At 71.9% G+C, this 24,334-nt stretch carries 20 protein-coding genes and 1 pseudogene; 8 read left to right on the forward strand and 13 right to left on the reverse strand.

Features of this window, described 5'->3' with window-relative positions; translation table 11 throughout:
- Positions 1–115: 115 nt before the first annotated feature.
- A complete protein-coding gene (locus AC5WS8_RS18405; protein WP_496104480.1) occupies positions 116–2,101 on the forward strand; it encodes a DUF8823 domain-containing protein in 1,986 nt (661 codons plus the stop codon).
- Between the two features lie 422 nt (positions 2,102–2,523).
- Here the strand turns inward: AC5WS8_RS18405 and AC5WS8_RS18410 are convergent, their stop codons facing one another.
- Positions 2,524–3,036, reverse strand: coding sequence for a glutathione peroxidase (locus AC5WS8_RS18410; RefSeq protein WP_496104481.1), 513 nt, complete (start codon positions 3,034–3,036; stop codon positions 2,524–2,526).
- Positions 3,023–4,051 carry an ArsR/SmtB family transcription factor gene (locus AC5WS8_RS18415; protein WP_496104482.1) on the reverse strand — a complete coding sequence of 343 codons (1,029 nt, stop codon included), beginning with the start codon at positions 4,049–4,051 and terminating at the stop codon, positions 3,023–3,025. Before AC5WS8_RS18415 ends, AC5WS8_RS18410 begins: the two co-directional genes overlap by 14 nt.
- A 109-nt stretch (positions 4,052–4,160) precedes the next feature.
- Between AC5WS8_RS18415 and AC5WS8_RS18420 the strand changes: the two are divergent.
- Positions 4,161–5,312: pseudogene (locus AC5WS8_RS18420) on the forward strand (MFS transporter); the annotation flags it as partial.
- Positions 5,313–5,402: 90 nt separating this feature from the next.
- Here the strand turns inward: AC5WS8_RS18420 and AC5WS8_RS18425 are convergent.
- The gene (locus AC5WS8_RS18425) at positions 5,403–6,074 is read right to left on the reverse strand and encodes a nucleotidyl transferase AbiEii/AbiGii toxin family protein (protein ID WP_496104483.1); all 672 of its coding nucleotides are present in this window, start codon (positions 6,072–6,074) and stop codon (positions 5,403–5,405) included.
- Positions 6,075–6,724: 650 nt separating this feature from the next.
- Here AC5WS8_RS18425 and AC5WS8_RS18430 point away from each other — a divergent pair.
- Positions 6,725–7,222, forward strand: coding sequence for a SigE family RNA polymerase sigma factor (locus AC5WS8_RS18430; RefSeq protein WP_496104484.1), 498 nt, complete (start codon positions 6,725–6,727; stop codon positions 7,220–7,222).
- 75 nt (positions 7,223–7,297) lie between these two features.
- On the forward strand, positions 7,298–8,578 hold the full coding sequence (locus tag AC5WS8_RS18435) for a hypothetical protein (RefSeq protein WP_496104485.1): 1,281 nt from the start codon (positions 7,298–7,300) through the stop codon (positions 8,576–8,578).
- Between the two features lie 61 nt (positions 8,579–8,639).
- Here the strand turns inward: AC5WS8_RS18435 and AC5WS8_RS18440 are convergent, their stop codons facing one another.
- From AC5WS8_RS18440 to AC5WS8_RS18455, 4 genes are all read right to left on the reverse strand, one after another.
- Positions 8,640–9,671, reverse strand: a complete 1,032-nt coding sequence (locus AC5WS8_RS18440; RefSeq protein ID WP_496104486.1) for a LacI family DNA-binding transcriptional regulator — start codon at positions 9,669–9,671, stop codon at positions 8,640–8,642.
- A 69-nt stretch (positions 9,672–9,740) separates the two neighbouring features.
- On the reverse strand, positions 9,741–10,577 hold the full coding sequence (locus tag AC5WS8_RS18445; RefSeq protein WP_496104487.1) for an ATP-binding cassette domain-containing protein: 837 nt from the start codon (positions 10,575–10,577) through the stop codon (positions 9,741–9,743).
- Complete coding sequence (locus tag AC5WS8_RS18450; RefSeq protein WP_496104488.1) at positions 10,574–11,575, reverse strand: ABC transporter permease; 1,002 nt, start codon at positions 11,573–11,575, stop codon at positions 10,574–10,576. The genes AC5WS8_RS18445 and AC5WS8_RS18450 overlap by 4 nt, the downstream gene beginning before the upstream one ends.
- Positions 11,576–11,724: 149 nt before the next feature.
- Positions 11,725–12,750, reverse strand: a complete 1,026-nt coding sequence (locus AC5WS8_RS18455) for a sugar ABC transporter substrate-binding protein (RefSeq protein ID WP_496104489.1) — start codon at positions 12,748–12,750, stop codon at positions 11,725–11,727.
- Positions 12,751–13,163: 413 nt separating this feature from the next.
- Here AC5WS8_RS18455 and AC5WS8_RS18460 point away from each other — a divergent pair, with 413 nt between their 5' ends.
- The gene (locus AC5WS8_RS18460; RefSeq protein WP_496104490.1) at positions 13,164–13,457 is read left to right on the forward strand and encodes a putative quinol monooxygenase; all 294 of its coding nucleotides are present in this window, start codon (positions 13,164–13,166) and stop codon (positions 13,455–13,457) included.
- A 111-nt stretch (positions 13,458–13,568) separates the two neighbouring features.
- Here the strand turns inward: AC5WS8_RS18460 and AC5WS8_RS18465 are convergent, their stop codons facing one another.
- On the reverse strand, positions 13,569–14,768 hold the full coding sequence (locus tag AC5WS8_RS18465) for a glycoside hydrolase family 64 protein (protein WP_496104491.1): 1,200 nt from the start codon (positions 14,766–14,768) through the stop codon (positions 13,569–13,571).
- A 537-nt stretch (positions 14,769–15,305) separates the two neighbouring features.
- On the opposite strand from AC5WS8_RS18465, the gene AC5WS8_RS18470 reads away from it, so the two are divergent.
- Positions 15,306–17,978: a WD40/YVTN/BNR-like repeat-containing protein gene (locus AC5WS8_RS18470; RefSeq protein ID WP_496104492.1), complete on the forward strand. Its 2,673-nt coding sequence runs from the start codon at positions 15,306–15,308 to the stop codon at positions 17,976–17,978.
- 81 nt (positions 17,979–18,059) lie between these two features.
- Here the strand turns inward: AC5WS8_RS18470 and AC5WS8_RS18475 are convergent, their stop codons facing one another.
- The gene (locus tag AC5WS8_RS18475; RefSeq protein ID WP_496104493.1) at positions 18,060–18,281 is read right to left on the reverse strand and encodes a hypothetical protein; all 222 of its coding nucleotides are present in this window, start codon (positions 18,279–18,281) and stop codon (positions 18,060–18,062) included.
- A gap of 4 nt (positions 18,282–18,285) precedes the next feature.
- Between AC5WS8_RS18475 and AC5WS8_RS18480 the strand changes: the two genes are divergently transcribed.
- Positions 18,286–18,474 carry a hypothetical protein gene (locus AC5WS8_RS18480; protein WP_496104494.1) on the forward strand — a complete coding sequence of 63 codons (189 nt, stop codon included), beginning with the start codon at positions 18,286–18,288 and terminating at the stop codon, positions 18,472–18,474.
- A gap of 387 nt (positions 18,475–18,861) precedes the next feature.
- Here the strand turns inward: AC5WS8_RS18480 and AC5WS8_RS18485 are convergent, their stop codons facing one another.
- Genes AC5WS8_RS18485 through AC5WS8_RS18495 form a run of 3 tightly spaced genes read right to left on the reverse strand, consistent with a single transcriptional unit; the run spans position 18,862 to position 20,417 of the window.
- Complete coding sequence (locus AC5WS8_RS18485) at positions 18,862–19,284, reverse strand: arsenate reductase ArsC (protein ID WP_496104495.1); 423 nt, start codon at positions 19,282–19,284, stop codon at positions 18,862–18,864.
- A 30-nt stretch (positions 19,285–19,314) separates the two neighbouring features.
- Positions 19,315–20,049, reverse strand: a complete 735-nt coding sequence (locus AC5WS8_RS18490) for an aquaporin (protein WP_496104496.1) — start codon at positions 20,047–20,049, stop codon at positions 19,315–19,317.
- Positions 20,046–20,417: an ArsR/SmtB family transcription factor gene (locus AC5WS8_RS18495; protein WP_496104497.1), complete on the reverse strand. Its 372-nt coding sequence runs from the start codon at positions 20,415–20,417 to the stop codon at positions 20,046–20,048. Before AC5WS8_RS18495 ends, AC5WS8_RS18490 begins: the two co-directional genes overlap by 4 nt.
- Before the next feature lie 105 nt (positions 20,418–20,522).
- Here AC5WS8_RS18495 and arsM point away from each other — a divergent pair, with 105 nt between their 5' ends.
- Entirely contained in the window at positions 20,523–21,428 is a 906-nt protein-coding gene (gene arsM, locus AC5WS8_RS18500) for an arsenite methyltransferase (RefSeq protein WP_496104498.1), read from the forward strand.
- Between the two features lie 252 nt (positions 21,429–21,680).
- On the opposite strand, the gene AC5WS8_RS18505 is transcribed toward arsM, so the two are convergent.
- Positions 21,681–24,011 carry a heavy metal translocating P-type ATPase gene (locus AC5WS8_RS18505; protein WP_496104499.1) on the reverse strand — a complete coding sequence of 777 codons (2,331 nt, stop codon included), beginning with the start codon at positions 24,009–24,011 and terminating at the stop codon, positions 21,681–21,683.
- Positions 24,012–24,334 lie beyond the last annotated feature (323 nt).

The following is a 24,334-nucleotide window of genomic DNA, read 5'->3' on the forward strand; positions in this document are numbered from 1 at the left end:
TGCGTGCTAGCGTCGCGAATCGGGACAGGTCGCCGGTCGCGGAGGCGCGACCGTGAAGCGGGAGCGAACGGGACGCGACCGAGAACGGAAGACAGGACACGGGGAGTACCTTCAGGTGGCCACAGCGGAGCCGACACACGCCGACGACGCCGACCGGGGACGTCGCCCGGACGGGTCACCCTCCGGACCGCGAATACCGCTGCGCGCGCCCGTCCCTGACTCCCCGGGCCGACCGGCCGCCCAGGCCCCGGCCCCGACGGCACCCGTGGTTCCCGCACCCCCGGCCTCCGCCGCCGAACCCCCCGCCGAGGACGCTCCGAAGGCCCCGGGGCGCCTCCGCGCCCTGGTCTCCCGTCTGAGCTCCTCCCGCGCGGCCGACCTGGCCCGCCGCCATCCCGCCCTCACCGTCACGGCCCTCGCCGGAGTGCTGCACCTCATCTGGCTCTTCACTTTCGCGAACAGTGGTGGCGACCTCGCGGCGCAGGACGCCTGGGCGGAGTTCGTCGGCCGGCACCCGGACTCGGCGTACAACCTCGCCTGGTACGGCGGCATGCACCCGGTGTCGTACAGCGTCGTGTCGCCGTATCTGATGTCGCTCCTCGGCGTCCGGACGACGATGATGATCGCCGGGACGGCCTCGGCCGGCCTGCTGACCCTGATCCTCATCCGCAGCCGCGTGGTCCGCGAGCCGTGGTGGCCGGCTCTCGCAGGGGTGTTCGGACTGCTCTGCAACGCCATCTCGGGCCGTGTGACGTTCGGCCTCGGCACGGTGTTCGCGCTGGGCGCGACGGCGGCCGTGTTCTGCTGGCCCCACCGCTGGCGCCACAAGCGCTGGGCGAAGGCGCTCAGCGCGGCGTCGCTGGCCGCGCTGGCCACGATGTCGTCCCCGGTGGCGGGCCTGTTCGTGGGCCTGGTCGCGGTGGCGCTGTTCCTGCAGAAGCGCCGCCCCGGCGCGTGGGCACTGGGCCTGGCCCCCTCGGCCGTCGTGGCCCTGTCCGCGTGGCTGTTCCCGTTCTCCGGCACGCAGCCGATGACCTGGGCGTCGACGATCCTGCCCCTCCTCCTGTCGGCGCTGATCGGGCTCGTGGTGCCGACGGAGTGGAGGACGGTACGGATCACGGCGGCGGTCTACGCGCTGTCGGTCCTGCTCGTCTGGCTGATCAGCTCCCAGATCGGTTCCAACATCACGCGCCTGGCCATGCTGTTCGCGGGGGTGGCGCTGGTCGCGGCGCTGCCGTTCACGGTGCCGCGGAGCCGGAAGTGGTACGCCACCGTGGTGGCGATCACCGGATTCGTCGTCTGGATCGGCGTCAAGACGGTGGACGACATCATCCACACCACCCCCGCGGCGTCCTGGGCGCACGAGCTGGCGCCGCTGGTCCACCAGCTCCAGGTGGTCGGCGCGGAGAAGGGCCGCGTGGAGGTGGTCCCGGCGCGCTCGCACCGCGAGGCCTCCGCACTGGCGCCGTACGTCAACCTGGCCCGCGGCTGGAACCGCCAGGCCGACATGGAACGCAACCCGCTCTTCTACGACGACACGCTGAACTCCGCGAACTACCACGCCTGGCTGCAGCGCTGGGCCGTGCACTACGTGGTGCTGCCGAAGGGCGAGCCGGACGGGAACGGCGGCGAACGCGAACGTCAGCTCGTGCAGCGGGGCATGCCGTACCTGAGGCAGATCTGGGGCGACGCCAACTGGCAGCTGTTCGCGGTGACCGACCCCACCCCGCTGGCGGATCCACCGGCGGTGGTCGACCGGGCGGAGCAGGGCGAACTGACCATCCAGGTGAAGCAGGCGGGCCGCGTCCTCATCCGCGTCCCCTACTCCCCGTGGCTGGGTCTGGTCGACGCCGAGGGCAAGGGCGTCAAGCCCCCGCAGGAGACCCAGGCCTCCAAGCGTCGCGCCCAGGGAACCCCGAAGACGTACCAGAACCTCAACGGCTGCCTGATGGAGGCCCCCGAGGACATCTGGGGCGACAAGTGGACAGAGCTCCTGGCCCCCCGAGCGGGCACCTACCGCATGGCGGCGCCGTACCAGCTGCCGCGGGGGACGGCGTGCCCGGAGGAGCTGAAGGGGAGCGACCAGCCGTCCGACGGTTGAGTGAACGTTCCTGTCCCTCCCGGAAGGGGGGACTCGGACCGTGATCTCGTGGGGCGGCCGGAGCCGACGGTCGGCGGCTCGGGCGGATGTGCCCGGCCTGCCTCGCCGGACCGCCTGCCGAGAACCGGGAGGGAGCCCGCCCGCAGGACGACGAGTGCGGGCAGGACCGGCCCCCGGGCAGGGGACGACGGCCGAGCCCCACCCGTCTGCCAGGAACGGCCCGGCGTCACCCCACCGGAAGGGAAACGCCACGTCACATATCGCGTCCTCCGGTCCCGAGGCCTCCCAGCCCGCGAAGTACACCTCCCGGCAGGGCCCCGGTCGGCCCACGATTCAAGGCGGCGCGCCTCCGTCACCGGGCGCCGTTCGCCCGGTGACGGAGAAGGCTCGTCCCTGCCCCCCAGGGGAGGGCCCGCCCCCGCCTACGCGAGTTCGCCCTCGATGGCCGCCACGACCTCGGCCGCCTCCGGTTCCGTCTGCGGCGAGAAGCGGGCGACGACCTTGCCGTCCTTCCCGATCAGGAACTTCTCGAAGTTCCAGCGGATGTCCCCGCTGTGCCCCTCGGCGTCCGCGACTTCGGCCAGGCGCTCGTACAGCGGGTGCCGGCCCTCCCCGTTCACCTCGATCTTCTCCGTCATCGGGAAGGTCACGCCGTAGGTCGCCGAGCAGAACTCCGCGATCTCCTCGGCACTGCCGGGCTCCTGCCCCAGGAACTGGTTGCAGGGCACCCCGAGCACGGTGAAACCCAGCGGCGCGTACCGCTCCTGCAACCGCTCCAGACCCGCGTACTGCGGCGTCAGCCCGCACTTGGAGGCCACGTTCACCACCAGGACCACCTTGCCCGCGTACTGGGACAGGTCCGCGGATCCGCCCCGCAGCGCACCGATCGGGACATCGAGGACGGAGGCGCCCGCACTGTTGTCAGTAGTCGTCATGGGCGGAGCCTAACTCCGCCGCCGTCGCCCCCGGATGACGCGCCCGTCGGCCGCGCTGCGCTGTGACGAGGACCTCACCGGCCGCCGTACGGGAGTACAGCACCGACCGTCCCGCGCGTCGCCGCTCCACCAGCCGCGTGTCCAGCAGCACCTTGAGGTGCCGCCCGACCGAGCCGAGCCCCTGCCCGGTCACGGCGACCAGCTGGCTGGTGCTCATCGGCGAGCCGAGCAGCACCAGCACCCGGGCCCGGGCGGGACCGAGCAGCGCGCCGAGGCTCTCCGGGACCCCGGTGCGCGCCCCGCCCGCCAGCACGCCCGCGCACGGGTAGACGAGGGCGTACCGGTCGGGCTCCTCCCAGGACACCCAGCCGGCCCGCTGCGGGGTGACGGGGACGAAGAGCAACTGGGCGCCGGAGATCTCGCGCGGCGGGTACGCGTGGAGGTTGACCTGGAGACGGTTCCCGCCGAGCCAGCGGGTCCGGCCCGGCCGCAGGGTGTCCAGGGCGGCCGCCCAGCCGCCCCGGCTCAGCCGCGCGGTCCGGGCGACGACATCGGCCTCCAGGACGCGCCGCCGCCGGTCCCAGTACGGCCGTACGGTCTGTGTCCACACGTGGGTGAGCAGGTCGGCCGCGCGTTCCGGCAGGTCGTCGCGGTCGAGGGCGGAAGGGAGCGGGCCGCGCAGGGAGACGGTGAGATCGGCCCGGGCACCGGCGGGGGAAGCGGAGCGGACGCGAGCCACGCCCTCCTCGAAGGTCTCCCCGTCCCCGGGCGTGGGCGCGAGGAAGTCGGCGATCCACTCCGGGCCCAGGCCGCTGCTCACCAGCAGCGCGGTGACGGGGTCGGCGGACAGCCGTGCCCGGTACCCGGGGAGATGGGCGTCCAGCCAGGCCCGTTCCCCGGGATGGGACGCGGTGCCGGCGTGCAGCTGCTTCAGAGCGGCGAACACCTCGGCGAGCGGCGAGAGCAGGAACCGGCTTCCGGCAAGGGTGTCGGCGTTGACGTACCAGAGACCCATGGGCGCCTTCGCACTCGTAGGAGACTCGTTGAGGAGAACCTCGGGCACACCTTTCGCCCGTACGCGAAACAATAACGACGGCCTCGGACACCTGCCCACACTGCGCGGCATGCGCAGCTACACCGTCCTCTTCCGCACGCGGGAGTTCACCCCGCTGTTCCTGTCCTCCTCCTTCCAGACGGCCGCCTCGACGCTGGGCGGCCTGGCGCTCGGCACGCTGGTCTACCGGTCCACCGGCTCGCCGCTGCTGTCGGCGGTGAGCATGTTCGGCCCGCAACTCGCCCAGGTCGTGGGCGCGACGACCCTGCTGTCTGCGGCCGACCGGCTGCCGCCGCGCGCGACGACGGCGGGCATCGCGTGCGCGTTCGCGGTCGGGACGGCCGTGACGGCGACGCCCGGCCTGCCGTTGGGGGCGATCTTCGCGCTGATCCTCCTCCTCGGCCTGGTCCAGTCGCTCGGCGGCGGCGTCCGCTGGGGCCTGCTCAACGAGATTCTGTCCACGGACGGCTATCTCCTGGGCCGTTCCGCCTTCAACGTCGTCAACGGGCTGACACAGATCACCGGTTACGCGACGGGCGGCGTCCTGGTGGTGGTCCTGTCCGCGCGTACGACGCTGCCGGCGGCGTCGGCCCTGTACCTGGCGGCGGCCGCGACGGCCCGCTTCGGCCTGACCCGCCGGGCCCCTCGCACCTCGGGCCGCCCCTCCGTCGCGCAGACCTGGCGCACCAACGCCCTGCTGTGGTCGTCCCCGGAGCGCCGGACGACCTATCTCCTGCTGTGGATCCCCAACGGCCTGGTGGTGGGCTGCGAATCGCTCTACGTCCCCTACGCACCGGACCACGCGGGCGTGCTGTTCGCGTGTGCGGCGTTCGGCATGTTCGTCGGTGACGTGACGGCGGGCCGTCTGCTCCCGCCCGCGCTGCGCCGCCGCCTCGGCATCCCGTTCCTGCTGCTCCTCGCGACCCCGTACCTGCCGTACGCCCTGCACCCCGCGGTGCCGGTGGCGGCGGCCTGCGCGGCCCTGGCGTCGGTCGGTTTCGCGGCGGGCCTGGTCCAGCAGGAGCACCTGATGACCCTGACCCCACCGGAGCTGAGCGGCCACGCCCTCGGCCTGCACTCGGCGGGCATGCTCACGATGCAGGGCGTGAGCGCGACTCTGGCGGGAACGGTGGCTCAACTGATCTCGCCGGGCCCGGCGATGACGGTGATGGCGGCGACGTCCCTGTCGGTGACACTGGCGCTGGCCGCGACCCGCCGCCGACGGCCCCCGGCGACGCCGGAAACGGAGGCGCAGGAGGGGGCCGCACGACACCTGCGCCGCCCCGGCACGCGCAGACGCGTCGGCGACCTGTCACTCCTCCTCGGGCGGCCCACCCTCCACGAGCCGCTCCGCGATGTCGTCCGCCCATTCCTGGGCCCAGCGGTGGAGGCCGGCGATCGCGCTCTCGTCGAGTCCGTACGCCGCGAACTGCGCGTCGTCGAGCCACTCCGCACCGGTCAGGCGGGCCTGCAGATCCGACAGGTCGAAGGTGTCACCGGCGTGGCGGCGGGCCAGTTCCTCGAGTTCCGGGTGGCTGAAGCGGTCCGAGGCGGCGTGGACGTCGATGAGGTCGCGGGCGAAACCGCGGTCGGCCAGGGCCCCTACCTTCATGCCGACGACGTCCTCGAGGGAGACGGTCGGGCCGAGTTCGGTGACGACGGGCGGATGCCATAGCGCTTCCTTCAGCACCTGGAGTTCGCACTGCTCACCGCTGGAGGGCTCGGTGACGACCAAGCGCGCGGCGAGGGGGTCCGTCCCCAGCGGGCGAACGGCCCAGCCTCGTTCCTCCAGGCCGGCCCGGACGGCTGAGGCGATCTCCTCCATCGGGACGGCACTCTCCGTGACGACGTCCACGTCCCGGCTGGGCCGGTCCACCAGCCCGTGCGCCCGCACCGCGTCCCCACCGGCGAGCGCCAGGACGTACGGTGTACCGACGGCGAGGACGTCGGCCAGGAGCCGTCGATGCGGTTCGGCGAGCTTCACGCCACCTCGACCGGGAACTTGTCGGAAGCGGAGGGCAGGGGTGAGGCCATGCCCTGATTATGTCCGTCACCGCGACGGTGCCATGGCCTCCGGAGGGCGGGCGTGTCCGACCCGCCGGCGGGGTGCCGGGTGATGCGCAGGGGTGACGGGCGGCCGCCTGCCGAAGGCGGTCGGCCGGGCATTACGGTGGGACACGAAGACCTCCGTGCGGTGCGTTCCCGGACAGCTCCACCACATCGGAGGTCTTCGCGATGGGCAGAACCAGGCCGGCGTCCGCGACGCTCCCGTCCTGATACCCCCAGGGCGTGACCTCGAAGCGGAGAACCCAGTGGCGGGTCCGGGCCGTCGCGGACGAACATGCGACGTATGGGTGACCGATCCGCGCGACGGCCCCGGGCGACCGTCCGCCCCGGTGCGCGGGTCGATCCGGGCGACGCCCCCCCCCGCAACAGCGAAGGTCCCGGTCCGGACGGCGAGCTCGGACGTTGCGGGACCATCTGGCGAACTACCGCATGACCCGAGGCCGGGCGCATCCCACGCGACCGGGAGCGGTCCTCGCCGGAACCACGACGCGGATGCCTCCACGGCCGTAACGCGCCACCACCCCCACCGCGTGTAAGAGATGACGTCCGACCACGAAAGGACACACGGTGAGGGAAGCACCCGCGGACTACCTGGAGTTCGCAGCCGCCCGCAGCGGCCCTCTGTTCCGGACCGCCTGCCTGCTCACCGGCGACTGGCACCTCGCCGAGGACCTGGTTCAGGAGACCCTCGCCAAGATGTACCGCTCCTGGCGGCGGATCAGCCGGGCGGAATCCCCGGTGGCCTACGCCGACACGGTGCTCGTGCGGACCTTCCTCTCCCAGCGCCGCCGCCGCAGCTCCACCGAGCGCCCCAGCGACCGGCTGCCCGAGGCGGCCGGCCCGGGGCGGGACGCGGAGTTGCGGATGGCCCTGCTGGACGGCCTGGCCCGGATGACCGCCAAGGACCGTGCCGTGCTGGTGCTCCGCTACTGGGAGGACCGTTCGGTGGAGGAGACGTCCCAGGTGCTCCATCTGTCGCCGGGAGCCGTGCGAGCCCAGAGCCTGCGCGCCCTGCAGCGGCTGCGGGCTCTGCTCGGCGATCAGTTGGCCGACCTGGCCGCATGAGGAGCCCGGCCCGGCGGCGCGGCACGCCCCTCGCCCCCGGGCCCCGACCGACGCCCAGACGAACGGAGATCCCCCATGCCACTCGACGAGGACCTCGAGGAACGGCTGACCCGCGCCATGAGCCGCGCCACCAGCGAGTTCCCGCCCCACTCCGCAGACCTGGTGCGGCGTTCCATCGCCCGGGGCCGGCGGATGCGGATGATCCGCGCCACCCAGGTCGCCACCGCCACGGCCGCCTTCGCGGCGGTCGCCGCAGGCGGCATCCTGATGGCCACGGACGCCTTCGGCGGCGGGGGCGGCGCATCGCCCGGGCTGTCGAGGCCCGGCGGCCCCGCGCACTCCATCGAGCAGTCCCCCTCCCGGGCGCCGTCGTCCATCAGCGCGCAGGAGATGGTCCGTACGCTGAAGGGCCTGCTGCCGCCGGGCGGCACCGTCTCCGCGGCCTCCGGCAGGGGTTCTGACGGGGACGGCCCGGTCGTCTGGCCGACCGCCAGGCTCACCTACTCCACCGCGAACGGCTCCTCCGGCATCGACATCGCCGTCGCCCGGCTGGCTTCCGGGGACCGGCAGGGCCAGGGCGGCTGCCTTCCGGTGGAGGTGCGCCCGTACGACAAGTGCATCACCCAAAAGCTCCCGGGCGGCGCGGTGCTGTACACCACCGAGTCGTTCACCTACCCCAGCAGCGACACCGGGCAGAAGCGCTGGTATGTGGTGCTCACCACCTCGGACGGGGCGCAACTGGTGCTGCAGGAGTTCGGCGGCGGCGGTGAGAAGGGCTCGTCCGGCGGGGCCGACCCGGTGCTGTCGATGGACCAGCTGACCTCCATCGTGCGCAGCCCGGCCTGGGGCAAGGCGATCGCGGCGCTGCCGGCCCCGGAAGGGGCTCCCTCCGCCACTTCCTCGAACAGCGACAACCGGGTCCCGGGTCCTCGTTTGACCGAGGTGCTCAAGTCGCACCTTCCCCGGGGCGGGACCGTGTCCGACGTGAACGCCGACGAGTCGCTGGTCCAGTTGGTCTACGACGACGGCCACGGGAAGAACATGGTGGAGGTCGACGTGCAGTACCACCGGACCGAGGACCTGGCCGGGCTCATGGGGTGCACCGACGTCTCCGGGGGGTGCGAGGCCGTCACCCTGGCCGACGGCACCCGGGTGAAGAAGGTCAAGGGCCGTTCGGAGAAGGGCGGTTCGGCCGCGGTGTGGCTGGTCGACACGCTCCGGAAGGACGGTCGCCGGGTGACGGTGCGCGAGGTCAACTCGTACGCCGAGAGCGCAGCGGTGACGCGACCGCAGCCGGCGCTGAGCATGGATCAGCTGGTGGCCATCGCGCTCGACGAGCGGTTCTTCACCGGCTGAACCCCGGGACGGTTTCGGTTCTTCGGGCGCCCGGCACGGTCCTTCTGCGGACCGGCGAGGATCACGGGCCCTGCGGCGCAGGAGCCGGTCCCTCGCCCGATCCCCGGACGATCAGTCGGGTGGGGACGACGATGGTGCGGGCGCGGGAGCGGTCGCCGTCGAGTCGGGCCAGGGCGGTGGCCGCGGCCGCCCTGCCGACTTCCTCGGGGTCCTGGGTGACGACGGTGAGGGCCGGTTCCAGTGCCTCGGCGAGCGGCAGGTCGTCGAAGCCGACGACGGCCACGTCCTTCCGTTTGCTGCGGGAGAGCTCGGCGACGATCCCCAGGGCGACGACGTTGTTGCCGGCGAACAGGGCCGTGGGCGGGTTCGCCAGGTCGAGCAGCCGGGAGGTCGCGACGGCGGCCCCCTGAGGGTCGTGGGCGCTGGTGACCAGGGCGCGGTCGTAGGCGAGGCCTGCTTCTCTCAGGGCAGAGCGGTATCCGGCCAGGCGTTCACGGCGTGTGTACAGCCTGACGGGCAGGTCGCCGACGAAGCCGATGCGGCGATGGCCGTGCGCGATCAGATGGGTGACGCCCTCCTGGGCGCCGGCACGGTTGGAGCTGACGACACTGTCCGTGGACAGGCCCGATCCCGGACGGTCGACGAAGACGACGGGCAGCCCCGCGGCGCGGTGGGCCTTGAGGGGGGAGTGGTCGGCGCCGACGGACGGTACGACCATCAGGATGCTGACGCGCCGGGCGAGGAACTTGTCCGTGAGCGCCTGCTCGCGGACGGGATCGTCGGCGGAGGAGCCCATCAGCAGGGTGAGACCCCGTTCGCGCACCGCGTCCTCTATGCCGCCGGCCACGGCGGCGAAGAACGGGTTGCCGAGGTCCGGGACGACCAGTCCGATGGTGGTGTCGGGTCCGCCGACGCGGATGTTGCGCGCCATGAGGTTCGGCTGGAAGCCGAGCCGGGCCACGACGGCGAGCACCTGCTGTCTGGTCCGGTCCGAGACGGGTCCGTCCTCGTTGAGGACGCGGGAGACCGTCTTGGCGCTGACGCCGACTTCTCGGGCGACGTCGGCCAGGGTGGGGCGGCGGTTCGCTGCCATGGAGGACCGTTCCGTGCGGGCTCGTCGGTTCCGGCCGCTGGACCGGCCGGAACCGTCAAGAGTTTTCGGTCAGTTGGCCTGGACCCCGACGGCCTTGGCCGCCTCGGAGTCCGCTACGACGGTACCGCCGGCGTCGTCGAGGGTGAGCGCGCCGGTCATGATGGCGACGACCTCCGCCATGGAGTAGTCGGAGGGTTTGATCAGGGCGGCGCGACGGCCCAGCCGGTGGACGTGGATCCGGTCGGCGATCTCGAAGACATGGGGCATGTTGTGGCTGATCAGGACGACCGGCATGCCCTTGTCGCGGACGCGGCGGATGAGGTCGAGGACCTGGCCGGACTCCTTGACGCCGAGGGCCGCGGTGGGTTCGTCCATGACGACGACGGTGCGGGCCCAGGCGACCGCGCGGGCGACGGCCACGGCCTGGCGCTGGCCGCCGGAGAGGGTCTCGACCGCCTGGGTGAGCGACCGCAGGCCGATCTTCAGGTCGGCCATGTGCTCGGCGGCCTCCTGGCGCATCCGCTTCTTGTCGAGCATGCGGAAGGCGCTGCCGAGGACGCCGGGGCGGCGCAGTTCGCGGCCGAGGAACATGTTGGAGGCGATGTCCATGGAGGCGGCCACGGCGAGGTCCTGGTAGACGGTCTCGATGCCGTGGGCCTGTGCGCTCTGCGGACCGGAGAAGGTGACGGGTTCGCCGTTGAGGCGTATCTCGCCCGCGTCCGGGATCACCGCGCCGGTGAGGGCCTTGATGAGGCTGGTCTTGCCGGCGCCGTTGTCGCCGATGACCGCGAGGACCTCGCCGGGCAGCAGGTCGAAGTCGGCGCCGTCGATGGCGGTGACGTGACCGTAGCGCTTGACCAGGCCGCGGGCCTGCAGAACGGGAGAGGGGGACGTGGTGGCGGTCATCGGGCCTTCTTCCGGGAGATCTGGTCGACGGTCACCGCGAGGATCACCAGGACGCCGGTGATCAGGGTCTGGTAGATGGAGGCGACGCCCATCAACTGCAGGCCGTTGCGGAAGACGCCGACGATGAGCACGCCGATGAACGTGCCGAGCACCGATCCGCGTCCGCCGAAGAGGCTGGTGCCGCCGAGGACCACCGCGGTGATGCTGTCGAGGTTGTCGGTCTGTCCTGCCTGGGGGTCGCCGACTCCGGTGCGGGAGATGAGCAGCAGCGCGGCGATCCCGTAGAGCAGGCCGGCAACGGTGTAGATGCCGATGGTCAGGCGGGAGTTGCGGATGCCGTTGAGGCGGGCGGCCTCCGAGCTGTTGCCGAGGGCGTAGACGTGCCGGCCCCAGGCGGTGTTGCTCAGCGCGTAGGCGAGGAGGAGGAACAGGGCGATGGTGACCAGGGAGCCGTAGGTGATGTCGGTCTTCCCGAGCGGGAAGGTCTGCCCGAGGGCCGTCAGCGGTCCGGGCAGGTTGGTGACGGTCTGCTCCTGGGAGTAGATGTGGGTCAGCGCGAACGCCACGTTGAGCATGCCGAGGGTCACGATGAACGGCGGCAGTGGGATCTTCTGCACCAGCAGTCCGTTGACCAGGCCGAATCCGCCGCAGACGACCACGCCCAGGGCGATGGCGAGCAGGGGAGGCAGGGTGCCGGCGGCCGCCATCCTGGCGATCACGATGCTGCCGAACGCCATCACGGCTCCGCACGACAGGTCGATGCCCGCGGTGAGGATGATCAGGGTCTGTCCGATGGCGAGGGTGCCGACGACCATCACCTGCTGCACGATCAGGGAGAAGTTCCCGCCGGAGAGGAACTGGTCGGTCGTCAGGGAGAAGAAGGCACAGGCCAGAAGGAGTGCGGCCAGCGGGCCGGTGGTCGGTGCCGTCAGCAGTCTGCGGGCTGTCGTCGGTGCCTTGAGCTCGGCGTACGGCGTGGTGGTGGACGTGGCGGTCATGCGAAGTCCTTGTCGGAAGACAGAAGTCCTTGTCGGAGGACAGAAGTCCTTGTCGGAGGACACGGGGGCGGCCGTCCCACGGTCGGGGAGGGGTGGGGCCGGCCGCCCCGCTGAGGGAAGAGGCGGTGTCGAACGGACCTCGGGGCGGCTCAGCCCCAGCAGTTCTGCAGGCCGAACCCGGTGTCCTTGGACGTGACCCCGGCCTGCGCCTTGTCGCTGATCAGGGTGACGCCGGTGTCGGTGTAACCGGAGGCCTTCTTGCCGGTCTTGGCGTAGTCCACGACGGCCTTGACGCCCTCGGCCGCCATCTTCAGCGGGTACTGCTGCGAGGTCGCGGCGATCTTGCCGTCCTTGACCGCCTGGGTGCCGGTGCAGCCGCCGTCGACGGAGACGATCAGCACGTCCTTCTCCCGGCCCTTGGCCTTCAGCGCGGTGTACGCGCCGAGCGCCGCGGGCTCGTTGATGGTGTAGACGAGGTTGATGTCGGGGGACTTCTGCAGGCAGTTCTCCATGGCGGTCTGTCCCTTGGCCTGGTCGCCGCCGGTGTCCTGGGCGCAGACGACGTCCTTGTCGGTGGCGCCGAAGCCCTTCAGGAAGCCATTGTGCCGCTGGACGCCGACGGAGACGCCGGGCGCGAGGTCGAGCGTGGCTATCTTGGCCGTCTTGCCCTTCATCGCGGCCTTGGCGTACTCGCCGATCAGCGTGCCCGCGTTGAAGTTGTTGGTGGCGAAGAGGGCGTCGACCGCACTCTGCGGCTCGGTCGGCGTGTCCAGGGCGATGACCAGCACGCCCTTTGCGCGGGCCTTCTGGATCGCGGGCACGATCGCCTTGGAGTCGCTCGGGGTGATCAGGATGCCCTTGACCCCGGCGGCGACCATGTTCTCGATGGCGGTGACCTGACCGGCGTTGTCCCCGTCGAACTTGCCCGCGGCGGTCATGAGTTGGACGCCGTCCTGCTTGGCGGCCTTCTCCGCGCCCTCCTTCATCTTCACGAAGAACGGGTTGGTCTCCGTCTTGGTGATCAGACCGACCTTGACGCCCTTGCCCGAGCCGGAGCCCGCGCTCACCGAGCCGGAGCCGGAGCCGGAGCCACAGGCCGTCAGGGTGAGGGCCGCGATGCCGGTGCAGGCGGCGACTCTGACGAGGGAGGAGGACAGACGAGTGGTGCGAGACATGAACGACTCCTGCGGGATTGCGGGCGGCGCGGCCGGCATCGAAGCATGCCGTCCCCAGGTGTCATCGTTGACTTATGTCATCGTTGACACTGCTTGCTTGTCGAGGATGATGGACTCCGCTCGGGGCAACGTCAATGCCTTGCGCTCGTCACAAATCGGCAACGTCCACGGAGGGCCGCGTCCCGTGGTGCGGTCGGCGATGCCTGGTGGCGGGCGGGATTGCGGTGCGGTTGGGGCGGTTGGGGCGGTTGGGCGCGAGGCGTTGACGCGCGGGCGCGGTTGCGCACATCATCGTTGGGGTCCGCGCGATGTCATCGATGACATAGGTCATCGATGACATGACGGTTCCGCGGCGTACGGGCCCCCGCTGCGGGGAGAGGCCGACCGACAAGGCAAGGCAAGGACACGCCATCGTGAAGAAGACCCTGTTCGCCGAGTTCACCGCCCGCCTGGGTGCGGAGGCCGAGGTCGCCGGTCTGCTGGGGGACTACGCCCGCGAGGTCCGCGAGGAGGAGGGCAACCTCGCCTTCGACGTCTACACCAAGGCGTCCGACCCGCGTGCTTTCTGGATCTTCGAGGTGTACCGGGACGACGACGCCTTCCAGGCGCACCTGAGGGCTCCGTACGGCGCCCCGTTCAACGCCGCCCTCGCCCCGCTGATCGAGGAGGACGCCTCCGTGCTGACCTTCCTGGAGCCGATGTCCTGACCGGGGCCGTCCCGTGGGCCGGGCCGACGACCCACCCGGCTCGGCGTCCCCGCCCTGGTCCGAGCGGGGCGCTGCGCCGGGCCGGATGCCGGCCGGCTCGGGAGCTGGGGGTCAGTTGAGCGGGTCGAGGGTCAGGTACGCCTGCTGCGGACTGCCGTCGTGGACGAGCGACTCCTGGTTCCCGACGTCGTCGAAGGCGAACGCGTAGGCCTTGCCGTCGGCCGTCCGGGCGTGGATCGCGCGGGCGTAGTGGTTGGTCACCGGGTCCTGGTAGAAGTGCGCCGTGTTCGTGTCCGGCTGGTTGGGGTCGACCAGAAGGGTCGAGCGGTTGAATCCCGCGCACAGGGTGCGTGAAATCGGCCCGCGCACCTGGTCGTTGGGTGCGTCGAGGAGCTTGTGGCAGCCGAAGACGCTGTCGGCGTCCGGCTTCTGGTAGCTGGTGACGATCGCGCCGGAGGCGTCGGTGAAGTTCATGACGCCGCCCGAGACGTGGCCGTAGTACTGCGTGTTCGGCCGGTCGGCGAACGGGGTGACGGTGAGGGTGGCCGTGGCGTACTTCTGCCAGACCCGGTCCACGTAGTCGTCCATGACCGACGCCGGCAGGGCGCCGGTCTCCAGGCCGTGCACGGGGGACAGGGCTCGCAGCACGGTGCCGTCGGAACGGGTCCGGACGAGGCCGGCCCAGCCGCCCGGCTGCCCGCGCAGGGCGTTGAAGAAGCCGGTGTAGCCGCCCGGCTCGAGGTGCCCGGTGCCGGCCATGCTCCCGTCGGCGCGCTTCACCCCGACCGCGTAGGGCGCGGAGAACATGTCGACCTGGGTGCTGTTGAGCCACAGGCCGGAGTCGTCGAGCGTGTACTCGGACCAGTTGAACAGGATGTCGCGGTTGGGGTCGCTCGGGTTCTGCACGGCCGGCTGGACCAGGCCGCCCGTGGCCAGCTTGAAGACCAGCTTCTGGCCGTAGGAGAAGTAGATGCGGCCGGAGAACCTGGGGATCCGGATCGTCGCCGACTGTCCGGCCGCGGGGCCGGGTATGGACGCGTCGGGTGCGGGCGTCGGCGGACTGCCGCCGGCGGGCCAGGCGTGGAAGGCGCCGTTGGCATCCGCCCAGCCCTGCTGTCCCGTCGAGAGCAGGGTGCCGATGTCGTAGACGTGGACCGGCTCGCTCCGGCCCGAGTCGTTGGTCAGCTTCAGGGGGATGGTGTCGGGGACCGTCGCGGCGGCGGACGAGGCCGAGTGGACGGCGAGGAACGCCGTGAGCAACGTGGCGGCCGCTGCCGGTGCCAGGAGCCGGTGAGTGAGCCTGCTGAGCACGCTCCACCTCCGTGGGGGGATTGCTCGGGGAGTTGGTCCGTACCTTTTTGAGAGCGCTCTCAAAGTGGCACCCGGGTGGGTCCGTGTCAATAAGTCGAACGTCGACCGGTTGACGCCGGTGTGAGGTGCCGCGACGGCTGATCGTCCGGCCGGTGCGACCCGACGTCCCATCAATCTCCCGCGTCCGGTCACGGGTTGCTCGGGGGCGTTCCCTGTCGAGTCCGGGTGCCGGCGCGGAGAGGCCCCAGGTGGGGCCGGTGGAACACCGGTCCGACCGCCACCCTTGCGGAGACCTCGTGAACTCCACCGCCCCTCTGGGCTGCTGGTGGCCCTCGCCGCCTCCGGCACTCTGCTGCCGACCCTGGCCGCCGGTGCGCCGCCACCCCGACCGTGCAGGCGGACGGCACGGTCGCCGCGAGGCGCAAGGTAAACACCCCGCCATTTTTCCTGCGAGCCGTTTGTGGGATTGTTGTGGCCACGCCAAGATCCCCTCTGTGCCGGGACACCCCCATATGCCCGGTGCAGGGAGGAGAGGGCATGGTGCCCCCGAAGTACCAGCGACGGTTCATGACCTGCACCGTCATAGCAGCCGCGTTCGGACTGGTGAGCACCCAGTCGTTCGCGGCCTCGACCGACACCAGACCCAGACCGTGGCAGGTCCGTCACCAGGCCGCCATGGGCCGAGAGCACATCAAGGCAGTCCACGCGGGCCATGGAGTGTCCGCGTTCGCCGCGGAGGGCGATGACGACGGGGCCGACGAGGCGGAGAACTCCGCCGAGTCGACAGCCCAGTTCACCGAGGCCCGTACCGCCCCCGGCGTGGTCGCGCCCGGAGCCTACGGGGCGGCCTGGCAGCAGCTGCAGTCGATGAGGCACACGAGCGGCAGGTGGGACCACGTCACCAAGAAGGCGTACAACTCCGACGACCCCCGCTACCGCGATGTGAACTCCAACTCCAGCGGTGGCTCGGGCTATGTGACGGGCCGGATCACCGGGATCGCCGCCGACGACCACGGCTATGTGTACGCGGGCGGCGCCAACGGTGGCGTCTTCCGCTCCACCAGGGGCGGCGGACACTGGAAGCCGATCTCCGACAAGCTGCCGTCCCTCTCGACCGGCACGCTCGCCCTCGACGGCAGGAACCGGCTCTGGTACGCCACCGGGGAGTCCAACACGGGTGCGACCTCCTTCGCCGGCACGGGCGTCTACGTCCTGAAGGACCCCCGACACGGCCAGTTCCAGCCCGGTGACCGGGTCGGCGGCGCCGAACTGGAGTCCACCGTCATCCACGCCCTGCGCTTCGCCGGCAGCAAGGTGTGGGCGGCCACCAGCACCGGCGTCTGGTCGCACTCCACGACCACTCTCTCCGGTCCCTGGAAACACGAGTTCGCCCCCAACCCGGACTATCTCCCGGGTGGTTCGAAGGCGGACGACCCGAGTGCGCCGTACAAGAACATCGCCAACGACATCGCCGTCGACCCCAAGGACCCGGACAAGGTCCTCCTCGCGGTCGGCTGGCGCAGCGGCGACACCTACAACGGCCTGTACGCCAAGCAGGACGACGGCAGCTGGAAGCCGGTCAGCGGACTGGGCGACCTGCCCACCAGCAGTGACGACGTCGGCAACATGACGTTCGCCGCGGCGGCCGACGGCTCCCGCCTGTACGCCATCGACCAGTCCCCGGCACAGATGGCCGCCAATCCGGACAGCGGGCTGAAGGGCGTGTACGTCTCGAAGAACGGCTCGCCGTTCGGGCCGTGGACGCTGATCGCGGACTACACCAAGCTGAAGGCGTCCGGATCGGCGCTCCAGGGCGCGGGCTACATGCCCGGCATCCAGTCCTGGTACAACCAGTTCCTCCAGGTCGACCCGGCCAACGCCGACCATGTCTACCTCGGCCTGGAAGAGGTTTTCGAGACCAAGAACGGCGGCCAGAGCTGGACCGTACCGGGTCCCTACTGGAACTTCTCCTTCCCCTGCTGGAGCATCGACCCGGCCAAGCAGACCGGTGACTGCTCACCCACCACCCACTCCGACCAGCACGCGGTCGCGATCGGCAGCTACAAGGGCAAGAGCTGGGCGTACGTCGGCAACGACGGCGGAATCTACCGCCGCCCGCTCAACGGCGCGGTCGACTCCGGCGGTCACGCCAAGGACTGGCAGTCCCTCAACGACGGCACCCTCGACACCCTCCAGTACTACTCCGTGGGCGTCGGCAAGGACCTCACCCACGGTGGCGTCTCCGTGACCGGCGGCCTGCAGGACAACGGCCAGTCGATCCTGCGCGGCCGTGACAAGGTCATGGGCTCCAACTTCGGCGGCGACGGCGGCGACACCATCACCGATCCCGCCAACGGCTGCAACATCGCCGAGGAGTACGTCTACCTGGACGTGTGGGTCACCCAGAACTGCGGTGTGAACGACGGCTCCTGGACGACGGACCCGTCCAAGGCCACCGAGTACGAGGTCGCACCGCCCGACAAGGACCAGGGCGGCGCCGGCGCCCGTTTCATCGCACCGATCACCGCCGACGCCAAGAACACCAGCACCTGGATCGCCGGCGGCCGGCACGTGTGGGTGAACACCAAGGGCTTCGCCATCCGCTCGGGCAAGGACTGGACGAACGCCTACGACCTCGGTGAGGGCCATGTGGCCACGGCCGTGGCGTCCTCCGGCGGCACGGTCTACGTCGGCTGGTGCGGCCCCTGCAACAACCAGGGCTTCACCCGCGGCATCGCGGTCGGCAACGCCGACGGCACGGGCTGGCACCAGCTGAACCTCCCGGTCGACGGCACCATCCCGAACCGATACATCTCCGGCTTCGAGATCGACCCCGCCAACGCCCGTCACGTGTACGTGGCGATCAACGGGTTCTCCCGCCGGTTCACCGAGGGGCCGGGCGCCGGCGTCGGCCACGTCTTCGAGTCCGAGGACGGCGGTGCCAGCTGGACGGACATCTCCGCCGACCTGCCCGACGTCCCCGCCGACACGCTCAAGCTCCTCCCGAACGGCGGCCTGGCCCTCGGCACCGACCTGGCCACCTTCTACCGGCCTGCCGGCGCCACGAAGTGGCTGGTCCTCGGCCGCAACCTGCCCACCACCGCCGTCATGCAGCTCCGCCTCGGCCCCGACGGCAAGCTGTACGCCGCCACCCACGGTCGCGGCATCTGGTCCTTCGACGTACGGCGCCTCAAGGGCCGTAAGGACTGATCACCACCCGTACGGTCCGTGGCACGACGACGGCCGGTGCAGTCCCGCTCCCGGGGCGCACCGGCCGTCCGGCGTTCAGGTTCACTGCACCGGATACGCCGCCACACTCAGCCGAAGCGTGAAGAGCGGCGCGCTTTCCGGCCCCCAGGTCACGGCCACCGCCCCGGTGCGCGCGGCACGCACCGTGACCCGGGTGACGCCCTCGCCGTCGGTGGCGGAGGAGGTCACCAGCGCCAGCATCGGGTTGCTGCTGCGCGGCTGTGGCCAGGAGCCGTGGGTGCGGGGCCCCAGGACGACGGTCACTGTCGTGCCGGAGCGTACGCACAGGCTCTGGACCGAGGCGTCCCCGGCCCTGTGGGTGATCGTGGCGGAGCCTGCCGTGCATCCCGGCGACCGAGCGGCCGTGGAAGGGGCCGTCGGGGTGGCCCCCGGGGGCGACGACGGTGTCCCAGGAGGTGCTGCCGCCGATGGCGACGTGGAGGGCGAGGCCGGATGACCTGCCGTCCCCGTACCGCTTGCCGACGGCGTTGCGGCGTGCGGGTCGGCGGCAGGGCGCGGCCGCGCCGAGTCGGAGTGCGCGCCGCTGCCGTTTCCGCAGGCGGTCAGGAGGCAGGCGACCGCGACCAGGGCGGCCCCGAACCACGGCCGCCCCCGGCCCGGTCTGCGTCCTTGCTGTTCCAGCGCCACAACCGCCTCCCCACGTCGCCGCACGCCACTGTGACGTCCTCGTCCTGCGCCCGGTTCCTGTACCCCGTACACAGCACGCGCTCCGGTGCCGCCGCCGGTGCCGGCACTGTCGCGGAGCACGTCCACCGGTTGGAGCTGGAGGTCCAAGAGGCTGGGCGCGCTGCGCCCCGCAGGGGGCGGCAGCGGGTCATGGCTCTCAGGCCACCGCGGAGATCCCGAGTTCGGCGAGCAGGCCACGTACCCGTTGTTCGATGGCGTCCCGGATCGGGCGGACGGCGTCGACACCCTGCCCGGCGGGATCGTCCAGCTGCCAGTCCAGGTACCGCTTTCCGGGGAAGACCGGGCAGGCGTCCCCACAGCCCATCGTGATCACCACGTCCGAGGACTGCACCGCCTCGGTGGTGAGGACCTTGGGTGTCTCGGCGGAGATGTCGATGCCGACCTCCGCCATGGCCTCGACCACGGCGGGGTTGACCGAGTTCGCGGGGGCGGAGCCGGCCGAGCGGACCTCGACCCGGGCGCCGCCCAGGTGGGTCAGGAACGCGGCGCCCATCTGGGAGCGGCCGGCGTTGTGGACACAGACGAACAGGACCGAGGGGCGCGGGGCGGGGGTGCTCATGGCAGGCGTCTTTCGGGAGAGCGGAGTGGATCAGGAGGAGGCGAGTTCCGGTTCGCCGTGCGGGACCACGACCTCGTCCGCGACGGGGACGGGACGGCCGTACACCGCGGTCACGGCGCCCAGCCCGAGCGCGGCTCCTGCCAGCTGGGCCGCGATGAACGGGGCGACGGAGGCGGGGGCGATACCGGCGAAGGTGTCGGTGAAGGCCCGGCCGATGGTCACTGCCGGGTTCGCGAAGGACGTGGAGGAGGTGAACCAGTAGGCGGCACCGATGTACGAGGCCACGGCCACCGGTGCGAGGGAGGCTTTGCCGATGCGTTCGAGTCCGAAGACGAGCAGGATCAGCCCGGCTGTGGCCACCACCTCACCGAGCCACAGGTGGGAGGCGGACCGGTCGTGGGTGGACCACTGGACCAGCGGCTTGGCGAACATCGCATCGGCCAGGACCGCCCCGCCCACGGCCCCGGCGATCTGTGCGGGCACGTAGGCGGCCACGTCCCGCAGGGTGAGGCCGTCGGCCTTGCGGCGGCCGGTGAACCAGGCGGCGAGGGTGACGACCGGGTTGAAGTGCGCGCCGGAGACCGGCCCGAGCACGGCGATCAGCACGCCCAGGCCGAAGACGGTGGCGAGGGAGTCGGCCAGCAGCTGAACGCCCACGTCGCGCGACAGCTCGGTGGCCTGGATTCCGGCGCCGACCACCACTGCCACCAGCAGCCCGGTTCCCACGGCTTCAGCGGCCAGCCGTCGACCCAGGGGCGCGGTCACGCGGTGGCTCCGGCGGTCTGCGGCGCGGTCAGGAACCCGGCGAGCCGGTCCAGGACGCCGGGCAGCACCCAGTAGTACACCCAGGTCCCGCGCCGCTCGCAGTCGATGAGCCCGGCCTGCCGGAGCAGCTTCAGGTGGTGGGAGATCGTCGGCTGGGACAGCTCGAAGGCCGGCGTCAGCTCGCACACGCAGACCTCGCCGCCCTCACCACGCGCGGCGATCATCGACATCAGCCGGAGCCGGACCGGGTCGCCCAGAGCCTTGAACACCCTCGCCAGCTCGGCCGCCCGGTCCTCGTCCAACGACGCGGACAGTCCCGCGCGGCAGGCGGCTTCCTGCCCGACCGCCCCAAGGTCTTGTTTCGACATGCCTCTATGTTGACGTTTTTCGATTCAGGGCGCAAGGTTGCATCAACGAACGTCAATACAGGCCGTTCCGGGGCGACGCCATGCCCCGTCACCTGGGAGTGAGTCATGAGCGAGCAGTCCACCGAGCTGCGTGAAACCGTCCGCCGGCGCTATGCCGCGGCGGCCGCGAAAGTGACCGAGGGGGGCACCGACTGTTGCGGGCCGCAGCGGGTCGAGGCCGACGAGAACTTCGGTGCGACCCTGTACGCCGCCGACGAGCGCGACGCCCTGCCCGCCGAGGCGATCGCCGCCTCCCTCGGCTGCGGCAACCCCACGGCCGTCGCGGAACTCCGCGAGGGGGAGCGTGTTCTGGACCTCGGCTCCGGCGGCGGCATCGACGTCCTGCTCTCCGCCCGACGCGTCGGCCCCACCGGCAGGGCGTACGGGCTGGACATGACCGACGAGATGCTGGCCCTGGCCCTGGCCAACGCCGAGAAGGCGGGCGCGACGAACGTCCAGTTCCTGAAGGGCACCATCGAGTCCGTCCCGCTGCCCGCGAACACCATCGACGTGGTCATCTCGAACTGCGTGATCAACCTGTCCGTCGACAAGCCCGCCGTCTTCGCCGAGACCTTCCGCGTCCTGAGGCCCGGCGGCCGTATCGGCGTCTCCGACGTCGTCGCCGACGACACCCTCACACCCGAGCAGCGGGCCCAGCGCGGCGACTACGTCGGCTGCATCGCCGGCGCCCTCTCCTTCGCCGAGTACCGCGCAGGGCTGGAAGCCGCCGGGTTCACGGACATCGAGATCACCCCGACCCGTTCCGTCGCGGACGGAATGCACTCGGCGATCGTCCGAGCCACCAAGCCGGGGACGGCCGACACCCCCTCCGGGGCCGCCGAGTCGGCCGACGCCTGCTGCGGAGTCAACGCCTGCTGCACCCCGGACGAATCCCCGGCCGACCCGACCCTCACCGTCGGCGAGGCCAAGACGGCCTCGGGCTGCGGATGCCGGGACCGAGCCCGCACGTGAGTGCGTGACATCGGTCTCCGGGCAGCCGTCCGGCAGGCGGCGGGCGGCAGGCGGACGGCGGCGGCGGTCGATCCGCCCGGACATCGAGCAAGTGATCGCGGCTGCGACGCGGCGTGCGGATCCTCCGCGTGGTCGAGACGCACACCGGCGACCGCACCGTCGTACAGGCCCCCGATCCGCCCGCCCCGGCCGATTCCCCCGACACCCCGCGTTCCGGCCCCGGCCTGTCGTCAGGCGCTCCCGTGCCGTCGTTCATGGAGCGAGGGAGAAGTAGTTCTCCTCCTCCTGGGTGAAGTGCAGGCGCAGCACCGTGTTGAGGCCGTAGAGGCAGGAGCGCAGGTCGTCCAGTTGCTCGGCGGAGAGGCCCTCTCCCGCGTGGGCCAGTTGCAAGTGGGTGGCAATGCGCCGGGAGAGGCGTTCGATCTCGGTGTGGGCGCGGCTCATGGTGGCGGTGGCCTCGGGACCGCCGAGCGTCGGCGCGAGGGCCGGGTAGAGCTCGTGTTCCTCGGCGTACTCGTGTGGCAGCAGCCGCTCGATCAGCAGCCGGTGCGTCTCCTCCACGGCCGCCAGGGCCGTCGGGCCGGGGCTGTCGGAGAGACGGTCGGCCGCGTCGCGTACCGCTTCCAGGACGTCCTGGAGGTCGTCGTGTTCGGCGGCGAAGCGGTGGATGAGGGCCTCGGCGGCGGGGGTGAGGGCCGGCCGCGCGGCCTGGCCGGTGCGCAGGGCGCGCAGCGCGTTGAGGATGACAGCGACGTCGATGCCCTCCTGGAGCAGGGCGCCGGCGGCGGGCGGGAGCAGACCGAAGGCGGCTGCGCCCATGGCGGCCAGGGACATCAGCATGCCGCCCAGCGCGCTCTGGACGGCGATGCGCCGGGCCCGCTGGGCGATGGCGACGGCGTCGGCGAGCCGGTCGACGCGGTCGGTGGTGAGGACGATGTCGGCGGCTTCGGAGGAGGCCGTGGAGCCGCGGGCGCCCATGGCGACGCCGATGTCTGCGGCGGCGAGGGCGGGGGCGTCGTTGACGCCGTCGCCGACCATCACGGTGACGGCCCGCTCGCGTTCGGCACGGACGGCGGCGACCTTGTCGGCCGGGCGGAGTCCGGCACGCACGTCGTCCAGGCCGAGGACGGCGGCGACCTCGTGGGCGGGTGCGGCGCGGTCGCCGGTGAGCATCAGCAGCCGGTCGATGCCCGCCGCGCGCAGGTGGCGCAGGGTGCGTGGAGCGTCGTGGCGCAGAGGGTCGCGCAGCAGCACGGCGCCGGCCAGGTGTCCGTCGACGGTGAGCCAGGCGACAGCCGCGCCGTCGAGAAGCGCGCGGGTGTCGACCGCCTTCGCCCAGCCCGGCCGGGCGGTGGCGGCGTCCACACGACCGACGGACGTGCGGTGCCCGTCCACGGTCCCGGTGGCGCCCCGGCCGGGCTCCTCGGTGACGTCCGTCGGGACCGACAGCGCCAGCTTGCGTTCCCGGGCGGTGTCGACGATCGCCTGGGCGAGGACGTGGGGCGAGTACTGGTCGAGCGAGGCCGCCAGACGCAGGACGTCCGCGGGTTTGACGTCGGGGGCGGCGATGACGTCCAGGACGCGGGGGCGGCCGCGGGTGAGGGTGCCGGTCTTGTCCAGCAGGAGCGTACGGGCGCGGCCGAGGTTCTCCAGCGCACCGCCGTCACGGATGACGACACCGAGGCGGGAGGCGCGGGAGAGGCCGGAGACGATGGCGACCGGGGCGGCAAGCAGCAGTGGGCAGGGGGTGGCGACCACCAGGACGGCGACCGCGCGGACCGCGGAGCCGCTGATCAGCCAGGCCAGAGCGGCCACCGTGAGGGAGAGCGGGAGGAACCAGGCGGCGTAGCGGTCCGCCAGCCGTACGACCGGCGCGGACTCGGCACCGGCCTGCCGGGCCAGCCGTACGATCCCGGCGTAGGTGCTGTCCCGCTCGGTGGCCGTGGCGCGCAGCTCGAAGGCGCCGCCGGCGTTCACCACGCCGCTGCGCACCAGCTCGCCGCGGGCCCGCTCGACCTGGAGGGACTCACCGGTGAGCACCGACTCGTCGAGGACGGCGGCGGCGCTCTCCACCCGGCCGTCGACGGGGACCACCTCGCCGGGGCCGACGACGAGGAGATCGCCGACGGCGACCTCGGCCAGCGGCACCTGGGTCACCCCGGTTTCGGCGCGGCGGCGCGCGGAGCGGGGTGCGTGTTCCAGCAGGGCGCGCAGGTCGTGGGAGGCACGTCGCTGGGCTGCCGCTTCCAAAGTGCGTCCGGTGGCGAGCATCAGGGCGATCAGCGCACCGGCCAGGTACTCGTGGACGGCCAGGGTGCCGCCCAGCGCGAGCACAGCGATGAGATCCACGCCCGCCTGCCCGTGCCGCAGTGCGGCCAGCACCCATCCCACGGCAGGAACGACGGCCGACAGGGTGCCCAGCCCCCAGATGAGGTCGGCGAGGCCGCCCGCTCCCGTGAGCCAGGCGATGCCGCCGGCGATCAGGGCGCTCGCTGTGACCGCCAGAAGGACGGTTTCGAGCCGCGGCGACACCACCGCCGCAGTCGGGTGGCGCAGCCGTGTGGTGAGGGTGCGGTGCTTCATGGCGTACCTCGGTGCGTCCGGCGCCGGGACCGTCGGGTCGGCCCCCATCCAGCACAGCGCACCACCGGGTGCCGGCGGGAGGGGACGTCCGGCCCTGCTTCCGGGCCCTGCAGACACTGCCTTCGCGTGCTGGTCATGGTCGGCCGTGGCCGGTGTGGACGGCCAGGCGGGGGCAGGCGGGGGGCAGGCGGCGACGGCGCACGGCCGGGAACGGGCCGTCCCGAAGGGGCGGCGACGGCCGTGCCGCGCCGCCCCTTCGGGACGCGCGGTCACTCGCACGGGCTGAGACCCCCCGGCTGTGGGAGGCCGCCACCCCCGGCGGG

The sequence above is a fragment of the Streptomyces sp. PTL18 genome, assembly GCF_059510295.1.

What these genes read in the sequence shown, in the direction of transcription:
- AC5WS8_RS18410 (WP_496104481.1), bottom strand. Translation starts at nt 3,036, where the DNA reads ATGACGACTACTGACAACAGTGCGGGCGCCTCCGTCCTCGATGTCCCG.
- AC5WS8_RS18415 (WP_496104482.1), bottom strand. Translation starts at nt 4,051, where the DNA reads ATGGGTCTCTGGTACGTCAACGCCGACACCCTTGCCGGAAGCCGGTTC.
- AC5WS8_RS18435 (WP_496104485.1), top strand. Translation starts at nt 7,298, where the DNA reads ATGCCACTCGACGAGGACCTCGAGGAACGGCTGACCCGCGCCATGAGC.
- AC5WS8_RS18440 (WP_496104486.1), bottom strand. Translation starts at nt 9,671, where the DNA reads ATGGCAGCGAACCGCCGCCCCACCCTGGCCGACGTCGCCCGAGAAGTC.
- AC5WS8_RS18445 (WP_496104487.1), bottom strand. Translation starts at nt 10,577, where the DNA reads ATGACCGCCACCACGTCCCCCTCTCCCGTTCTGCAGGCCCGCGGCCTG.
- AC5WS8_RS18450 (WP_496104488.1), bottom strand. Translation starts at nt 11,575, where the DNA reads ATGACCGCCACGTCCACCACCACGCCGTACGCCGAGCTCAAGGCACCG.
- AC5WS8_RS18455 (WP_496104489.1), bottom strand. Translation starts at nt 12,750, where the DNA reads ATGTCTCGCACCACTCGTCTGTCCTCCTCCCTCGTCAGAGTCGCCGCC.
- AC5WS8_RS18470 (WP_496104492.1), top strand. Translation starts at nt 15,306, where the DNA reads ATGGTGCCCCCGAAGTACCAGCGACGGTTCATGACCTGCACCGTCATA.
- AC5WS8_RS18485 (WP_496104495.1), bottom strand. Translation starts at nt 19,284, where the DNA reads ATGAGCACCCCCGCCCCGCGCCCCTCGGTCCTGTTCGTCTGTGTCCAC.
- AC5WS8_RS18495 (WP_496104497.1), bottom strand. Translation starts at nt 20,417, where the DNA reads ATGTCGAAACAAGACCTTGGGGCGGTCGGGCAGGAAGCCGCCTGCCGC.
- arsM (WP_496104498.1), top strand. Translation starts at nt 20,523, where the DNA reads ATGAGCGAGCAGTCCACCGAGCTGCGTGAAACCGTCCGCCGGCGCTAT.
- AC5WS8_RS18505 (WP_496104499.1), bottom strand. Translation starts at nt 24,011, where the DNA reads ATGAAGCACCGCACCCTCACCACACGGCTGCGCCACCCGACTGCGGCG.